The sequence below is a fragment of the Acidovorax sp. Q11 genome (genome assembly GCF_054950075.1).
In genome coordinates this window covers 14,469-30,539 of record NZ_JBUDZG010000024.1, presented here as the reverse complement: position 1 = coordinate 30,539, position 16,071 = coordinate 14,469, and the positions used below count along the sequence as shown (strand labels likewise).

At 64.5% G+C, this 16,071-nt stretch carries 14 protein-coding genes; 13 read left to right on the top strand and 1 reads right to left on the bottom strand.

Features of this window, described 5'->3' with window-relative positions:
• Window positions 1–61 precede the first annotated feature (61 nt).
• The 13 genes from ACYZGB_RS17145 (at window position 62) to nudB (ending at window position 14,984) form a co-directional block, all read left to right on the top strand.
• Entirely contained in the window at window positions 62–3,979 is a 3,918-nt protein-coding gene (locus ACYZGB_RS17145) for a DUF3683 domain-containing protein (protein ID WP_462390016.1), read from the top strand.
• Window positions 3,979–4,419, top strand: a complete 441-nt coding sequence (locus ACYZGB_RS17140; protein ID WP_462390014.1) for an HIT family protein — start codon at window positions 3,979–3,981, stop codon at window positions 4,417–4,419. The genes ACYZGB_RS17145 and ACYZGB_RS17140 overlap by 1 nt, the downstream gene beginning before the upstream one ends.
• 92 nt (window positions 4,420–4,511) lie before the next feature.
• Window positions 4,512–4,934, top strand: a complete 423-nt coding sequence (locus tag ACYZGB_RS17135; protein WP_462390013.1) for a gamma-butyrobetaine hydroxylase family protein — start codon at window positions 4,512–4,514, stop codon at window positions 4,932–4,934.
• Between the two features lie 181 nt (window positions 4,935–5,115).
• Window positions 5,116–5,847: a bifunctional demethylmenaquinone methyltransferase/2-methoxy-6-polyprenyl-1,4-benzoquinol methylase UbiE gene (gene ubiE, locus ACYZGB_RS17130; RefSeq protein ID WP_462390011.1), complete on the top strand. Its 732-nt coding sequence runs from the start codon at window positions 5,116–5,118 to the stop codon at window positions 5,845–5,847.
• A 36-nt stretch (window positions 5,848–5,883) separates the two neighbouring features.
• Window positions 5,884–6,921 carry a Tim44 domain-containing protein gene (locus ACYZGB_RS17125; RefSeq protein ID WP_462390010.1) on the top strand — a complete coding sequence of 346 codons (1,038 nt, stop codon included), beginning with the start codon at window positions 5,884–5,886 and terminating at the stop codon, window positions 6,919–6,921.
• A gap of 57 nt (window positions 6,922–6,978) precedes the next feature.
• Entirely contained in the window at window positions 6,979–7,581 is a 603-nt protein-coding gene (locus ACYZGB_RS17120; RefSeq protein ID WP_462390009.1) for a hypothetical protein, read from the top strand.
• On the top strand, window positions 7,578–9,143 hold the full coding sequence (gene ubiB, locus ACYZGB_RS17115) for a ubiquinone biosynthesis regulatory protein kinase UbiB (protein ID WP_462390007.1): 1,566 nt from the start codon (window positions 7,578–7,580) through the stop codon (window positions 9,141–9,143). Before ACYZGB_RS17120 ends, ubiB begins: the two co-directional genes overlap by 4 nt.
• 101 nt (window positions 9,144–9,244) lie before the next feature.
• Window positions 9,245–10,690: a high affinity choline transporter 1 gene (locus tag ACYZGB_RS17110; RefSeq protein ID WP_462390005.1), complete on the top strand. Its 1,446-nt coding sequence runs from the start codon at window positions 9,245–9,247 to the stop codon at window positions 10,688–10,690.
• Between the two features lie 63 nt (window positions 10,691–10,753).
• Window positions 10,754–11,092, top strand: a complete 339-nt coding sequence (locus ACYZGB_RS17105; RefSeq protein WP_462390004.1) for an FmdB family zinc ribbon protein — start codon at window positions 10,754–10,756, stop codon at window positions 11,090–11,092.
• A gap of 8 nt (window positions 11,093–11,100) precedes the next feature.
• Entirely contained in the window at window positions 11,101–11,724 is a 624-nt protein-coding gene (locus ACYZGB_RS17100; protein ID WP_063459871.1) for a DUF502 domain-containing protein, read from the top strand.
• A 41-nt stretch (window positions 11,725–11,765) separates the two neighbouring features.
• Window positions 11,766–13,568, top strand: a complete 1,803-nt coding sequence (aspS, locus tag ACYZGB_RS17095) for an aspartate--tRNA ligase (RefSeq protein WP_462390002.1) — start codon at window positions 11,766–11,768, stop codon at window positions 13,566–13,568.
• A 134-nt stretch (window positions 13,569–13,702) separates the two neighbouring features.
• The gene (locus tag ACYZGB_RS17090) at window positions 13,703–14,512 is read left to right on the top strand and encodes a CsgG/HfaB family protein (protein ID WP_462390000.1); all 810 of its coding nucleotides are present in this window, start codon (window positions 13,703–13,705) and stop codon (window positions 14,510–14,512) included.
• 13 nt (window positions 14,513–14,525) lie between these two features.
• On the top strand, window positions 14,526–14,984 hold the full coding sequence (nudB, locus tag ACYZGB_RS17085) for a dihydroneopterin triphosphate diphosphatase (protein ID WP_462389998.1): 459 nt from the start codon (window positions 14,526–14,528) through the stop codon (window positions 14,982–14,984).
• A gap of 37 nt (window positions 14,985–15,021) precedes the next feature.
• On the opposite strand, the gene ACYZGB_RS17080 is transcribed toward nudB, so the two are convergent.
• Window positions 15,022–15,927 carry a LysR family transcriptional regulator gene (locus tag ACYZGB_RS17080; protein WP_462389996.1) on the bottom strand — a complete coding sequence of 302 codons (906 nt, stop codon included), beginning with the start codon at window positions 15,925–15,927 and terminating at the stop codon, window positions 15,022–15,024.
• Between the last annotated feature and the right edge of the window lie 144 nt (window positions 15,928–16,071).

The following is a 16,071-nucleotide window of genomic DNA, read 5'->3' as shown; positions in this document are numbered from 1 at the left end:
CCTGCCCGGCACGGCGGAGGCCGGTGGCTTAAAATCGCGCCCCCACCCCAGGTAGACCCCCATGAATGTACCGATCGCGCTGGCGGCCTTGCAGACGCAAGCCGCCGAGCCTGCCCGACTGCGTGAAATTCCCTATAACTACACCTCGTTCTCCGACCGGGAGATCGTGATCCGCCTGCTGGGCTCCGCCTCCTGGGACGTGTTGGACCAACTGCGCAAGGAGCGCCGCACGGGCCGCTCGGCCCGCATGCTCTATGAAGTGCTGGGCGACATCTGGGTCGTGCAGCGCAACCCCTACCTGCAGGACGACCTGTTGGACAACCCGGCCCGCCGCAAGCTGCTGGTGGATGCCTTGCAGCACCGCCTGGGCGAAGTCGACAAGCGCCGCACCCCCGCCGACGATGCCGGGCGCGACCGCCTGGTGGGCGAGCTGGTCGTGGCCGCACGCCGCGCCGTCACTGAATTCAACGCCACCTTCGAGCAGGCCGCGCAGCTGCGCCGCCAGATCCAGCGCACGCTGGGCCGCCTCACGGCCAAGGACAACATCAAGTTCGACGGCCTCTCGCGCGTGTCCCATGTGACCGATGCGACCGACTGGCGCGTGGAGTACCCGTTTGTGGTGCTCACCCCCGACACCGAGGCCGAGATGGCCGGCCTGGTCAAGGGCTGTATCGAGCTGGGCCTGACCATCATCCCGCGTGGGGGCGGCACCGGCTATACCGGCGGCGCGATTCCGCTGACGTGGAAGAGCGTGGTCATCAACACCGAAAAGCTCGAAGCCATGACCGAGGTGGAGATGCGCCGCCTGCCGGGCATGGACAGCGAGGTGGGCACCGTGTGGACCGAGGCGGGCGTGGTCACCCAGCGCGTGGCCGACGCGGCTGAGCGCGCGGGCTTTGTGTTTGCCGTGGACCCGACCAGTGCCGAGGCCAGTTGCATCGGCGGCAACATCGCCATGAACGCGGGCGGAAAGAAGGCAGTGCTCTGGGGCACGGCGCTCGACAACCTGGCCAGCTGGCGCATGGTCACGCCCGATGCCCAGTGGCTCGAAGTGACCCGCCTGGACCACAACATGGGCAAGATCCATGACGTGGAGACCGCCACCTTCGAGCTGCAGTATTTCGAGGCCGATGGCAAGACGCCCGTGCGCACCGAGACCCTGGCGATCCCGGGCAAGACCTTCCGCAAGGAAGGCCTGGGCAAGGATGTGACGGACAAGTTCCTCTCGGGTCTGCCCGGCATCCAGAAGGAAGGCTGCGACGGCCTGATCACCAGCGCACGCTGGGTGGTGCACCGCATGCCCGAGCACACGCGCACCGTGTGCATGGAGTTCTTCGGCAATGCCAAGGACGCGGTCCCGAGCATCGTCGAGATCAAGGACTACATGTTCGCCGAGCAAAAGCGCAGTGGCGTGCTGCTGGCGGGGCTGGAGCATCTGGACGACCGCTACCTGAAGGCCGTGGGTTACGCCACCAAGAGCAAGAAGGGCAACGGTGGGCTGCCCAAGATGGTGCTGATCGGCGACATCGCGGGCGACAACGCCGACGAAGTGGCGCGTGTGACCAGCGAAGTGGTCCGCATTGCCAACTCGCGCAGCGGCGAGGGCTTCATTGCCATCAGCGCCGAGGCGCGCAAGAAATTCTGGCTGGACCGCAAGCGCACGGCCGCCATCAGCCGCCACACCAACGCCTTCAAGATCAACGAAGACGTGGTGATCCCGCTGCCGCGCATGGCCGAATACACCGACGGTATCGAGCGCATCAACATCGAGCTCTCCCTGCGCAACAAGCTCAAGCTGTGCGACGCGCTCACCGAGTTCTTCGAGCGCGGCAACCTGCCGCTGGGCAAGCAGGACGACGCGAATGAAATCCCGTCGGCCGAACTGCTGGAAGACCGTGTCGGTCAGGCCATTGCGCTGGTGGGCGAGGTGCGGGCCCTGTGGGCCGGCTGGCTGCAGAACGTGGAGACCTTGTTCCCCGACCTGCAAGACCACACCCTGCGTGCCAGCTGGAAGACGCAGCTGCGTGCGCCGCTGCAAAACATCTTCTCGGGCGCGGCGTTTCAGCCCATCCTGGAAGAAGCCACAGCCATCCACAAGCGCGTGCTCAAGGGCCGCGTGTGGGTGGCCCTGCACATGCACGCGGGCGACGGTAACGTGCATACCAACATCCCTGTCAACAGCGATGACTACGAGATGCTGCAGACCGCGCACGAGGCGGTGGAACGCATCATGGTGCTGGCGCGCAGCCTGGATGGCGTGATCTCGGGCGAACACGGCATCGGCATCACCAAGCTGGAGTTTTTGACTGACGACGAACTGCGCCCGTTTGCGCAGTACAAGCAGAAGGTGGACCCGGAAGGTCGCTTCAACAAGGGTAAATTGCTCCGAAATCAGGAGCTATCAGGCCATGATGGGCGCGCGGTAGAGGCTAACTTTTCTTCAAATTCTGGCGTGATGCACGCCGATCTGACCAACGCCTACACGCCCAGCTTCGGCCTGATGGGGCATGAGTCGCTGATCATGCAGCAGAGCGATATTGGTGCGATTGCCGACAGCGTGAAGGACTGCCTGCGCTGCGGCAAGTGCAAGCCTGTGTGCTCCACGCATGTGCCACGCGCCAACCTGCTGTACAGCCCGCGCAACAAGATCCTGGCCACCTCGCTGCTGGTCGAAGCCTTCCTGTACGAAGAGCAGACCCGCCGGGGCGTGAGCATCAAGCACTGGCAGGAGTTTGAAGACGTGGCCGACCACTGCACGGTGTGCCACAAGTGCGAAAGCCCCTGCCCGGTGAAGATCGACTTCGGCGACGTCACCATGAACATGCGCAACCTGTTGCGCAAGATGGGCAAGAAGAGCTTCCGCCCGGGCAATGCACTGGCGATGACCATGCTCAACGCCACCAATCCGGACACCATCAAGTTCATGCGCTCGGCCATGGTGGATGTGGGCTTCAAGGCCCAGCGCATGGCGGTGGACCTGCTGCGCAAGGTGGCCCGCAAGCAGACGGCCAAGCCGCCGGCGACGGTGGGCACAGCGCCGGTCAAGGAGCAGGTGATCCACTTCATCAACAAGAAGCTGCCCGGCGGCCTGCCCAAGAAGACGGCGCGTGCGCTGCTCGACATCGAGAACAAGGACTACGTGCCCATCATCCGCAACCCGGCCACCACCACGGCCGAGACGGAGGCGGTGTTCTACTTCCCGGGCTGTGGTTCGGAGCGCCTGTTCAGCCAGGTCGGTCTGGCGACCCAGGCCATGCTCTGGCATGCGGGTGTGCAGACGGTGCTGCCGCCGGGCTACCTGTGCTGCGGCTACCCCCAGCGGGGCTCGGGCCAGTTCGACAAGGCCGAGAAGATGATCACGGACAACCGCGTGCTCTTCCACCGCGTGGCCAACACGCTCAATTACCTGGACATCAAGACCGTGGTGGTGAGCTGCGGCACTTGCTACGACCAGTTGCAGGGCTATGAATTCGGCAAGATCTTCCCGGGCAGCCGCATCATCGACATCCACGAGTATTTGCTGGAGAAGGGCATCACCTTGCAGGGCAAGGGTGCCTACCTGTACCACGAGCCCTGCCACAACCCCATGAAGCTGCAGGACTCGGTCAAGACCGTGAAGGCGCTGGTGGGCGAGCAGGTCTTGAAGAGCGAGCGCTGCTGCGGCGAATCGGGCACGTTGGGCGTGACCCGGCCCGATGTGTCCACCCAGGTGCGCTTCCGCAAGGAAGAGGAAATCCGCAAGGGCGAAGCCAAGCTGCGCGAAAGCGGTGCCGTGGCGGCCAAGGACAACGTGAAGATCCTCACCAGCTGCCCCAGCTGCCTGCAGGGTCTGAACCGCTACCAGGACGACCTGCAGAACGGTTTGCTCGAAGCCGACTACATCGTGGTCGAGATGGCGCGCGAGATTCTGGGCGAGAACTGGATGCCCGAATATGTCGAGCGCGCCAACGGCGGCGGCATCGAGCGGGTCTTGGTCTGATGGCGGAAGTGGCGTGCCCCCTGTGCGCTGAAGATGGCGGTGCGCTCCTCTGGCGCGGTGCGCACCTGCGCGTCATCCGCGCCCAGGAGGCGGGCTTTCCGGCCTTCTACCGTGTGGTGTGGAGCGCGCATGTGGCCGAGTTCTCGGACCTGTCGGCCGCCGAGCGCGCGCACTGCATGGAGGCGGTGGCCCTGGTGGAGCAGGCCCTGCGCCAGCACCTTGCGCCCACCAAGGTCAACATCGCCGCGCTGGGCAACATGGTGCCCCACCTGCACTGGCATGTGATTGCCCGGTTTGACTGGGACAGCCATTTCCCTTCGCCCGTGTGGGCGGCGGCCCAGCGGCCCAGCCCGGCCGCGCGGGAGGATGCTGTGCGGGTCCTGCTCCCGCAGGTGGAGGCTGCCCTGGTGCGCCAGCTGGCCTCGCTTGCATCGCCTTGATGGAGGCGGGCCCCGTTTGACCTTGTCGGCAGAAGGCATCGCTGCGGGCGCCCACAATCCACAACACAGTTTTCTCTTATCAGGGGAGTCCCATGGCAGGTTTGAAAGCAGGCGCGCCCACGCCGCAAGCACTCACGGTGCACGAGGCCTCGCGGGTGCTGGAGGTCGGGTTTTCCGACGGCGCCACCTTCCGCATTCCGTTCGAGCTGATGCGCGTGTATTCGCCTTCGGCCGAGGTGCAGGGCCACGGCCCAGGGCAAGAGGTGTTGCAGACCGGCAAGCGCGATGTGGCGCTGGTGAACCTGGAACCCGTGGGCAACTACGCAGTCAAGCCCACGTTTTCTGACGGACATGACAGCGGCATCTTCAGCTGGGACTACCTCTACGAACTGGGGCAGAAACAGGAGGCCCTGTGGGCCGAGTACACCGAGCGCCTGGCGGCTGCCGGTGTGGACCGCGACACCCCCATGGCGCCCAAAGGTGGTGCAGGCGGCCATGCTTGCGGCAGCCACTGAGCGCTGCCACCGAAGCCCTTGTTGATCAGTGTGCTATTGAAAGAAGAGCTGTTAAGCCAATGTGGACGCGCGGTGGCAGCTGTTTTTCTTTGAATGGCGTTGTCCAAATTGCGACACAAGCCCCATTTCAGTGCGGGGTTGTCGCTGTACCTCTGGCGCTTGCGCGCCTAGCATGAAACTTATGAGCACGACCCACTTTGGTTTTCAGTCGGTGGACGAGCAGGACAAGGCCCGCCACGTGCGCGGCGTGTTCGACTCGGTGGCCTCCAAATACGACGTGATGAACGATCTCATGTCGGCGGGGCTGCACCGTGCCTGGAAGGCCTACACCGTGATGGTGGCCAACCTGCGCGAAGGCAGCCAGGTGCTGGACATTGCCGGAGGCACGGGCGACCTGTCGCTGGCATTTGCCAAGAAGGTGGGGGCCACGGGCCGGGTGGTGCACACCGACATCAATGAAGCCATGCTGCGCGTGGGGCGTGATCGCCTGATCGACGCCGGTGTGGTGCTGCCCACCCTGGTGTGTGATGCCGAGAAACTGCCGTTCCCCGACGCGCATTTCGACGTGGTGAGCGTGGCGTTTGGCCTGCGCAACATGACGCACAAGGACCAGGCGATTGCCGAGATGTGCCGTGTGCTCAAGCCCGGCGGCAAGCTGCTGGTGCTGGAGTTCTCGAAAGTGGCCAAGCCGCTGGAGAAAGCTTACGACTGGTATTCGTTCAAGGTGCTGCCCCAACTGGGCAAGCTGGTGGCGGGTGATGATTCCAGCTATCGCTATCTGGCCGAATCGATCCGCATGCACCCGGGGCAGGAAGAACTCAAAAGCCTCATGAAAAAAAATGGCTTTGGGCATGTGGACTATCACAACATGACGGGGGGAATTGTGGCCCTGCATGTTGGAATCAAGTGCTGAGCATGTTGCTCGGTGATTAACGGAGACGGAGAAGTCATGATGAAACTGTGGTCTGTGGTGTTGGTCGCGATGCTGGCGTTGGCACACGCAGATGCTGATGCCCGGCGGCTGGGTGGTGGCAAATCGACGGGCAAGCAGTCGAGCAACGTGACGCAGCGCGAGTCGGCAACGCCGCCTGCCACGCCGGGTGCGCCTGCCCAGAACGTCAACAGTGCTGCAGCGGCCAAGCCGGCGGCTGCGCCCGCAGCTACGCCTGCGGCACCGGCCAAGAAGCCCTGGGGCGCCATGCTGGGCGGTCTGGCGGCGGGCCTGGGTCTGGCCTGGCTGGCCAGCTCGCTGGGCCTGGGCGCAGGTTTTGGCAACATCCTCATGATCGTGCTGCTGGCCGTGGCCGCGTTTGTGGTCTTCAAGCTGGTGATGCGCGCGCGCAGCGGTGGGGGCAATGGCGGCGGCGCGGCCGCTGGCGGATCGCCGTTTGCCTTCCAGGGGGCAGGCGCTGGTGCCGGGGCTGCAACGCCTGCGGCGGCGCAGGTGCCCCCGCAGTACAGCCCCAACAACGTGGGCAACGATGCTTCTGCACGCCCCTGGGAGCGCAGCAGCATGGCGTTTGATGCCTCGCGCGCCGCGCAAGGCGGTGGTTCGGGCGTGGTGATTGGTTCGGGCCTGTCGGGCGCGCAGAACTGGGGCGTTCCGGCTGATTTCGACACCGACGGTTTCCTGTCGGCCGCCAAGCGCAACTTCGTCGCGCTGCAGGCCGCCTGGGACCGTTCGGACATCTCCACGCTGCGTTCCATGATGACGGACGGCATGCTGGAGGAAATCCGCACGCAGCTGACCGAGCGTGAAGACCACCGGGGTGCACAGCCCAACCACACGGACGTGGTGATGATCGAGGCGCAGCTGCTGGGCATCGAAGACCTGGGCGACGGCTACATGGCCAGCGTCGAGTTCTCCGGCATGATCCGCGAGGAACCCTCGGCCGGCCCGAGCCCGTTCCGCGAGGTGTGGAACATGACCAAGCCCAAGGCGGGCAGCAGCGGCTGGCTGGTGGCGGGCGTGCAGGCGCTCCAGTAAAGAAAGACGCAAGCCCCTGTGCAAGGGGCTTTCCAGTTCAGGGAATAATCGGGGACTATGGCAACACCACAGTCCCCTTTCTCTTTTCTGGACGGCCTTTTCGAGCGCGTGGCCGCCGGTCCGCAACCCCCGCAATGGCTTGTGCATGAGGTGCAGCAGCGTCTGGTGCTGTTCCTCAACCATGTGCTGATGCAGGAACAGGAAGCCATGGACCGCCTGGTGCGGCAAAAGGGCCGCGTCGCCCGCGTGCAGTGGCGGGTGTATTCGCTGGCGCTGGTCATCACGCCTGCGGGCCTGTTCAACCTGGCCCCTGAGACGGCGGCGCCGGATCTGCAGTTGCACGTCACCGAAACCTCCCCCTTCACCCTGGCCCAGGGCGCATTGCGCGGCGACAAGCCTGCCATCCGCATCGAAGGCGATGTGCAGCTGGCGGCCGAGATCAACTGGCTGGTGGACCATGTGCGCTGGGATGTCGAGGAAGACCTGGCCCGCGTGATCGGTGATGCACCCGCCCACACCGTGGCCCAGGTGGCCAGCCGTGGCGCGCAGGCCCTGCGCCAGTTTGTGGGCGCGCGAATGGCTGCCGGTGGGGCTGCGCCCTCGACCCCATCCGCTCCGCTGGCCCCGGTCGTTCCCTCATCGCCGCAGGCTGGCGCATGAAGCGGTTTTTGCGGGGGGTGGCCATCCTCTGGGTGGTTTTCCGGTACGGCCTGGACGGCCTGGTGCTCGACAGCTTCAACAAGCCCTGGCTGCGGATGATTTCGCGCATTCTGTCGGTCGGGCGCAATCTGGACGCCCCGCGTGGCCAGCGCCTGCGCGAGGCGTTGGAGCGTCTGGGGCCCATCTTTGTGAAGTTCGGCCAGGTGCTGTCCACCCGGCGCGACCTGCTGCCCGCTGACATCGCCGACGAACTGGCCCGCCTGCAGGACCGCGTCCCGCCTTTTGACCCCGATGTGGCCATGGCCACCATCGAGCGCGCCTTCCGCAGGCCGGTGGACGAGGTGTTCACCTCGTTCGACCGCACGCCTGTGGCCAGTGCGTCGATTGCCCAGGTGCATTTCGCCACGCTGCGCGACCGCCAGGGGGTGGAGCGCGAAGTGGCGGTGAAGGTGCTGCGCCCTGGCATGTTGCCTGTGATCGAAAAAGACCTGAGCCTCATGCGCATGATGGCGGGCTGGGTAGAGAGCCTGTCGGCCGATGGCAAACGCCTCAAGCCCCGCGAAGTGGTGGCCGAATTCGACAACTACCTGCATGACGAACTGGATCTGGTGCGCGAGGCGGCCAACGCCGCCCAGCTGCGCCGCAACATGCAGGGGCTGGACCTGGTGCTGATCCCAGAGATCTTCTGGGACTTCTGCCACGCCGAGGTGATGGTGATGCAGCGCATGAATGGTGTGCCCATCAGCCAGATCGATCGCCTGCGCGAAGCGGGCGTGGACATCCCCAAGCTGGCGCGCGACGGCGTCACCATCTTTTTCACCCAGGTGTTCCGCGACGGGTTCTTTCATGCCGACATGCACCCGGGCAACATCCAGGTCAGCCTGGACCCGGCGACCTTTGGGCGCTACATCTCGCTCGATTTCGGCATTGTCGGCACGCTCACCGAGGTGGACAAGGAATACCTGGCGCAGAACTTTGTGGCCTTCTTCCGCCGCGACTACAAGCGCGTGGCCGAGCTGCACATCGAAAGCGGCTGGGTGCCGCCCGAAACGCGGGTGAACGACCTGGAATCGGCCATCCGCGCGGTGTGCGAACCGTACTTCGATCGGCCGTTGAAGGAAATTTCGCTCGGCATGGTGCTGATGCGCCTGTTCCAGACTTCGCGCCGCTTCCATGTGGAGATCCAGCCCCAGCTGGTGCTGCTGCAAAAAACCCTGCTCAACATCGAGGGCCTGGGCCGCGAGCTGGACCCGGAGCTGGACCTGTGGAGCACTGCCAAGCCTTTCCTCGAAAAATGGATGCTGGAGCAGATGGGGCCACAGCGCCTGTGGCGCGAGCTGCGCGCCGAGGCGCCTCACTACGCCAAGCTGATCCCCGAGCTGCCGCGCCTGGTCTATGACGCACTGCGGCAGCGCCCGGCAGACCAGCAGCAGCTGCTGAAAGAGCTGCTGGAGACCCAGAAACGCACCAACCGGCTGCTGCAAGGCATTATTTTTGCTGGGGTCGGGTTTGTGCTGGGCTTGCTGCTGATTCAAGTGCTGATCAGAATCCGGGTTTTCTAGCGACCTGCGTGTTCCAGGCGCCCTGATTGAGAAGGGCCCGAGGCCGCAGGTTGGATTTCTTCACCATAGACAGATCGAGACAAAAGAGAGAGGAGCGCGCTGTGCTGCTGACCCTGGTTATCGTTTACCTGCTGATCACCATCGGCATCGGCCTGCTCGCGGCCCGGCGCGTCAAGAACGCGGCCGACTTTGCCATTGCCGGGCGCCACCTGCCGCTGTACATGATCATTACCACCACGTTTGCCACGTGGTTCGGGTCGGAGACCGTGCTGGGCATTCCCGCCAAGTTCATCGAGGGCGGGCTGGGCAATGTGGTCGAAGACCCCTTTGGCGCGGGTTTCTGCCTGATCCTTGTGGGCCTGTTCTTTGCAGGCAAGCTGTATCGCATGACGTTGCTCACCATCAGCGACTACTACCGCGAGCGTTATGGCCGCACTGTGGAGGTTGTCTGCTCGCTCATCATCATGCTGAGCTACCTGGGCTGGGTCTCGGCCCAGGTCACGGCGCTGGGCCTGGTGTTCAACCTGCTCTCCGGGGGGGCGATCAGCATCCCGGTGGGCATGACCATTGGCGTGGTCTCTATCCTGGCGTACACGCTGTTTGGCGGCATGTGGTCGGTGGCCGTCACAGACTTCATCCAGATGATCATCCTGGTGGTGGGCCTGGCCGTCATTGCCGTGTTTGCCGGCAATATGGCCGGCGGTGCTGACAAGGTGATCGAATTCGCTTCCAACCGCGAACTGTTCCGCTTCCTGCCCGAGCCCAAGTTCCATGACGTGGTGTTTTTCATCGCCGCAGGCGTGACCATGATGTTTGGCTCCATCCCGCAGCAGGACGTTTTCCAGCGCGTGATGTCGGCCAACAACATCCAGGCGGCCACGCGGGGCCCCGTGATCGGTGGCATCTGCTACATCCTGTTTGCTTTCGTGCCCATGTTCCTGGTGGCCAGCGCACTCATCATCATGCCCACCGAGACGGCCGCGCTGCTCAAGGACGATCCACAAAAGGTGCTGCCCACCTTGGTGCTGGAAAAAATGCCTTTTGTGATGCAGGTGCTGTTTTTTGGTGCGCTGCTATCGGCACTCAAGTCCACCGCGTCGGCGACGCTGCTGGCACCCAGCGTGACTTTCACCGAGAACATCTGGCGCCAGTTCCGTCCGCATGGCTCGGACAAGCAGCATCTGCGCACCATGCGCATCACCACCCTGGTGTTCAGTGCCTGTGTGCTGGCCTATGCCATCTACATGCAAGGCACATCCATCTATGAGCTGGTTTCGGGCGCCTACCAGGTGCCGCTGGTGGGGGCCTTTGTGCCGCTGGTGTTCGGTCTGTACTGGAAGCGCGCTACCACGCAAGGGGCGATCTTTGCCATCGTGCTTGGCCTGCTGACCTGGATGTTGTTCCTGGCCACGCCGGCGGGTGCCGTGTTCCCTGCGCAGCTGGCGGGCTTGCTGGCAGCGCTGGCAGGCATGCTGATCGGCTCGCTCGGGCCACAAGCCATTCGCAACAGCCACGCATCCCACCACAAGCTGGTCGGCGCGGAGTAGTGCAGAGGGAGCAGGCATGCCGCCTATAATTGAGGGTTTTGCACTTTCCCTCAACACACTGACATGCCTATTTACGCCTACAAATGCGGCTCCTGCGGCCATGCCAAGGATGTGCTGCAAAAAATCTCTGACGCGCCCCTCACGGTGTGCCCCGCCTGCGGCGCCGAGGCCTTCTCCAAGCAGGTCACGGCGGCAGGCTTCCAGCTCAAGGGCTCGGGCTGGTATGTGACCGATTTCCGTGGTGGCAACGGGAGCAACTCTGCACCCGCCACAGAAGCCAAGTCGGGGGGCACCTCCGAGGCGGCAGCCCCTGCCAGTACAGGCGATGCTCCTAAAACAGAAGCTGCCAGCCCAAGCGCATCAGGCGCCAGCAGCCGTTCTACCTCTGTTTCTTCAAGCTGAGGACCGGCATGGCTGCCCTGCGCAAATGGCTGTTGACGGGTCTTCTGGTCATCGTTCCCGGTGTCATCACGGCATGGGTGCTCAACTGGATTGTGAGCACGCTCGACCAGACCCTGCAGATCCTGCCTGTTGCATGGCATCCCGACAAACTGCTGGGTGTTCACGTGCCCGGCTTCGGCGTGGTGCTCACCTTGCTGATCCTGCTGGTGGTGGGCGCCGTCGCCAGCAATTTTGCGGGCCGCAAGCTGGTGCAGTGGGGCGATGCCTTGGTGCACCGCATCCCGGTGGTGCGCTCCATCTATTCCAGCGTCAAGCAGGTGTCCGACACGCTGTTCTCTGAAAGCGGCAACGCTTTTCGAACGGCGGTTCTGGTGCAGTGGCCCCGCGAGGGTGTCTGGACGGTGGCCTTTGTCACCGGAGCCCCCAACGGCGAAGTGGCCGCCTACCTGCGTGACGAATTCGTGAGTGTGTACGTGCCCACGACACCCAACCCTACGGGGGGGTACTTCGTGATGGTGCGCAAGAGCGACTGCGTCGAGCTGGAGATGAGCGTGGACGCCGCCCTCAAATACATTGTTTCGATGGGCGTGGTCGCTCCCGCAGACCCCACGCTCGTTTCCCCCAGTAAGTGAATCCCTTTTAACGCGCCCCTCGGGCGCCGGAAGTTTTTGCCATGGCCATGCGTTCCCACTATTGCGGTCTTGTGACCGAAGCCCTGATGGGCCAAACCGTCACCCTTTCGGGCTGGGTGAACCGCCGCCGCGACCATGGCGGCGTGATCTTTATCGACCTGCGCGACCGCGAAGGTTATGTGCAGGTGGTGTGCGACCCCGACCGTGCCGGGATGTTCAAGACCGCCGAAGACGTGCGCAACGAGTTCTGCGTGCAGGTGGTGGGCTTGGTGCGCCCCCGTCCCGATGGCACCACCAACGACAAACTCAAGAGCGGCCAGATCGAAGTGTTGTGCCACGAGCTGAAGGTGCTGAACCCTTCGGTCACGCCTCCGTTCCAGATGGACGACGAGAACCTGTCGGAAACCACCCGCCTCACGCACCGCGTGATGGACCTGCGCCGCCCGCACATGCAGCGCAACATGATGCTGCGCTACAAGACCGCCATCCAGGTGCGCAACTTCCTGGACAAGGAAGGCTTCATTGACATCGAAACCCCCATGCTGGGCAAGAGCACGCCCGAAGGCGCGCGCGACTACCTGGTGCCGAGCCGCGTGCACGACGGCCAGTTCTTCGCACTGCCCCAGTCGCCCCAGCTCTACAAGCAGATGCTGATGGTGGCTGGCTACGACCGCTACTACCAGATCACCAAGTGCTTCCGCGACGAAGACCTGCGCGCCGACCGCCAGCCCGAGTTCACGCAGATCGACTGCGAGACTTCGTTCCTGGGCGAAGAAGAAATCCGTGCGATCTTCCAGCGCATGATCACCGAGGTGTTCCAGCAGCAATTGGGCGTGGATCTGGGCGAATTCCCCATCATGACCTACCAGGAAGCAGCTTTCCGCTTTGGCTCGGACAAGCCTGACCTGCGCGTGAAGCTCGAATTCACCGAGCTGACCGAGGTGATGAAGGATGTGGACTTCAAGGTGTTCTCTGCTCCCGCCACCACCAAGGGCGGCCGTGTAGTGGCCTTGCGCGTGCCCGGCGGCGCACAGATCTCGCGCGGCGAGATTGATGCGTACACCGAGTTCGTCAAGATCTACGGCGCCAAGGGCCTGGCCTGGATCAAGGTCAACGAAGTGGCCAACGGCCGTGAGGGCCTGCAGTCGCCCATCGTGAAGAACCTGCACGACGCGGCCATTGCCGAGATCCTGAAGCGCACCGGCGCGCAGGACGGTGACCTGCTGTTCTTCGGTGCCGACAAGGAAAAGATCGTCAACGACTCCATCGGCGCCCTGCGCCTGAAGGTGGGCCACAGCGAATTCGGCAAGAAAAACGGCCTGTTCGAGAGCCGCTGGGCGCCTCTGTGGGTGGTGGACTTCCCCATGTTCGAGCATGACGAAGAAAACGACCGCTGGGCCGCAGTGCACCACCCTTTCACGTCGCCGAAGGATGGCCACGAAGACCTGATGGATACGGACCCTGGCAAGTGCATCGCCAAGGCCTACGACATGGTGCTCAACGGCTGGGAGCTGGGTGGCGGCTCGGTGCGTATCCACCGCGCCGATGTGCAAAAGAAGGTGTTCGATGCGCTCAAGATCACGCCGGAAGACGCACAGGCCAAGTTCGGCTACCTGCTCGATGCCCTGCAGTACGGTGCGCCTCCACACGGTGGCCTGGCCTTCGGCCTGGACCGCCTGATCACGCTGATGACCGGTGCCGAGTCGATCCGTGACGTGATCGCTTTCCCCAAGACCCAGCGCGCGCAGGACCTGCTGACCCAGGCGCCTTCGCCGGTCGATGAAAAGCAGCTGCGCGAGCTGCACATCCGCCTGCGCAACCCGGACGCCATCAAGGCGGCCTGATCCGGGGCGTTTTTCGAATCTGTCGATCATTGCAGATGCGCTCCAGGGGCATCGCACCACAAAGCGGCACGGGCCTTGCGCCCGCGCCGCTTTTTTATTGGCCAGCCCTGGCTGGCGCTCAAAGGAAGTTCTCCATGCGTTCCCATACGTTGCGGGCGGTCGCCGCCGCTCTGGTGCTTCTGGCCCTGGCGGGCTGTGGCGAAAAGAAAACCGAACTGGGGCAGGGCGGCTCGGTCGTCACTGGCTCGGCGGGGCCCCAGGGAGCGCAGAACGCTGCCAAGGAACTGGTGCGCTGCGAAGCCCCGGTGGCCACGCTCGCGCTGGCTGAGAACCCGAACGGCTACACCATGGGATCTGGCTACCAGCTGCCCTCCTCGCCCGTGCCCCTGGTCAAGCTGCTGGCCCAGCAAAGTGGATGTTTCCGCGTGGTGGACCGCGCGGCGGGCCTGCGCGGCACCATCCAGGAGCAGGATCTCAAGGACTCCGGCATCCTGCGCAAAAACAACTCCACGGTGGCCAAGGGCAAGGGCTATGAGGCGCAGTACACGCTTACGCCCAGCCTCACTTTCAGCGAGCAGGATGCCGGCCGGGGTCTGGCCGGGGTGATTGCCATGGTCCCGGTGTTGCGCGACATCGCTGGCCTGGCCGGGCTGGTGGAACAGGTCAAGTTCAAGGAGGCGCAGACGGCGTTGCTGCTGTCCGACAACGAAACCACCGAGCAGGTGGCGGCGGCCACCGGCTCCGCCCGCACCACCGACCTGGGGGTGGGCGGCCTGGTGTTTGGCAAGCTCGGTGGTGCGGCGGGTGCGGGCTGGAGCAACACCAACGAAGGCAAGGTGATCGCAGCCGCCTTCCTGGACGCGCACAACCAGCTGGTGGTGCAGGTGCGCGCGCTGCAGGCCAAGGAGCTGCCGCCCCCGGTGGCGACGAAAACCAAGCCTTGATTCCCGCGCGGCGATGGAGCAGCAGCGGCCCTTCAAGATCCCCGAGTCTGTGCTGGTCGTGATCTACACCCCAGCGCTTGATGTGCTGATGATGCGCCGCGCGGACGGCGGGGAGCATTGGCAATGCGTCACGGGCAGCAAGGACCATCTGGATGAAGCATGGGAGACCACGGCGGCGCGTGAGGTGCTGGAGGAAACCGGCATCGACACCGGTGGCACGGGCATCGTGCTCACCGATTGGTGCCTTGAGAACGTCTACGACATCTGGCCCCAGTGGCGCCACCGCTATGCGCCCGGCGTGGTGTTCAACCGCGAGCGGGTATTCGGCTTGCGGGTGCCGAATGGGACGGCGGTGGTGCTCAGCCCGCGCGAGCATGTGGCGTTTGAGTGGCTGCCCTGGCGCGAGGCCGCCGACCGCTGTTTCTCGGCCTCCAATGCCGAGGCCTGTCTCTTGTTGCCGCGTTTTGTCTGAAGCGCTACGGCTGCGGGCAGGCCGATAGGGCCGAGACTCACTGCGGCTTTGCCAGCACTTTGACCAAATGTTCGGCAAATCCCTCGGCGGCAGGTGAGGTGGCGCGCTGCGTGGGGCTGTAAAGACACACGTAGCGCATGGCCTCGGGCGCCAGAATGCGCCGCCGCACCAGGCCCAGCGGCTTGGCCAGTGCGCCCACGTAGTCAGGGGCCAGTGTGGCCGTCACGTCGGCGGCCGCCAGGCCCAGCGCGGTGGAGATGTTGTCCACGATCTCCACCGGCGTCACGCGCTGCTCGCTGGGCAGGCCGGTGTGCATCTGGGCCACGCTGCGTTCGTGGTCGCGCCCGGCGGCCACCAGGGGGTAGGCGTGCAGCTGGGCCCAGGTCACGCTGCGCTGGCGCGCCAGCGGGTGGGTGGGGGCGCACCACAGCACCCAGGGGCTCTGGAACAAGGGCGTGCGTGCGATGTCTTCGCCGCAGGCGCGGTCCGGGCCGAGTGCCAGATCGGCGTCGCCACTGGCCACGGCATCGACCAGTTTCTCCACCGGCGCATCGCGTATGTGGATGCGCACCTTGGGCCGCGTCTGCTGGTAGGCCTTGATGGCCCGGGGCAGGATCACGCTGGCCACCACCAGGGGGGCCGCAATGCGCACCACCCCGGCCGCACGGTTGCGCACATCGCTCGCGGCCGTTTGCGCCATGCGCAGGTGCTTCAGCACCGATTCGGCCGACGCAAGGAACTCGCGCCCGGCGCTGGTGATGCCGACCCGGCGCGTGCTGCGCTCGAACAGCTTGAAGGCCAGCACATCCTCCAGCTCGCCCACCAGCTGGCTCACCGCCGACGGCGTGAGCGCCAGGCGGTCGGCGGCGGCCGTGAAGCTGCGCATCTCGGCCACGGTGACGAAGGCTTCGAGCTGGCGCAGCGTGAAATGGGGTAGGGACATGGGTACAGATCGCGGGGTGCCATTCATTAGATCATCTTCACAATCCGTAAGAAAGCATTGATTGTGGTCAAGCAAGGGGCTGCAGATACTCCGCGACGGCTAGGGCGTGTCATCAATCAATACCCCCACGCGAAAGCCAGCCAG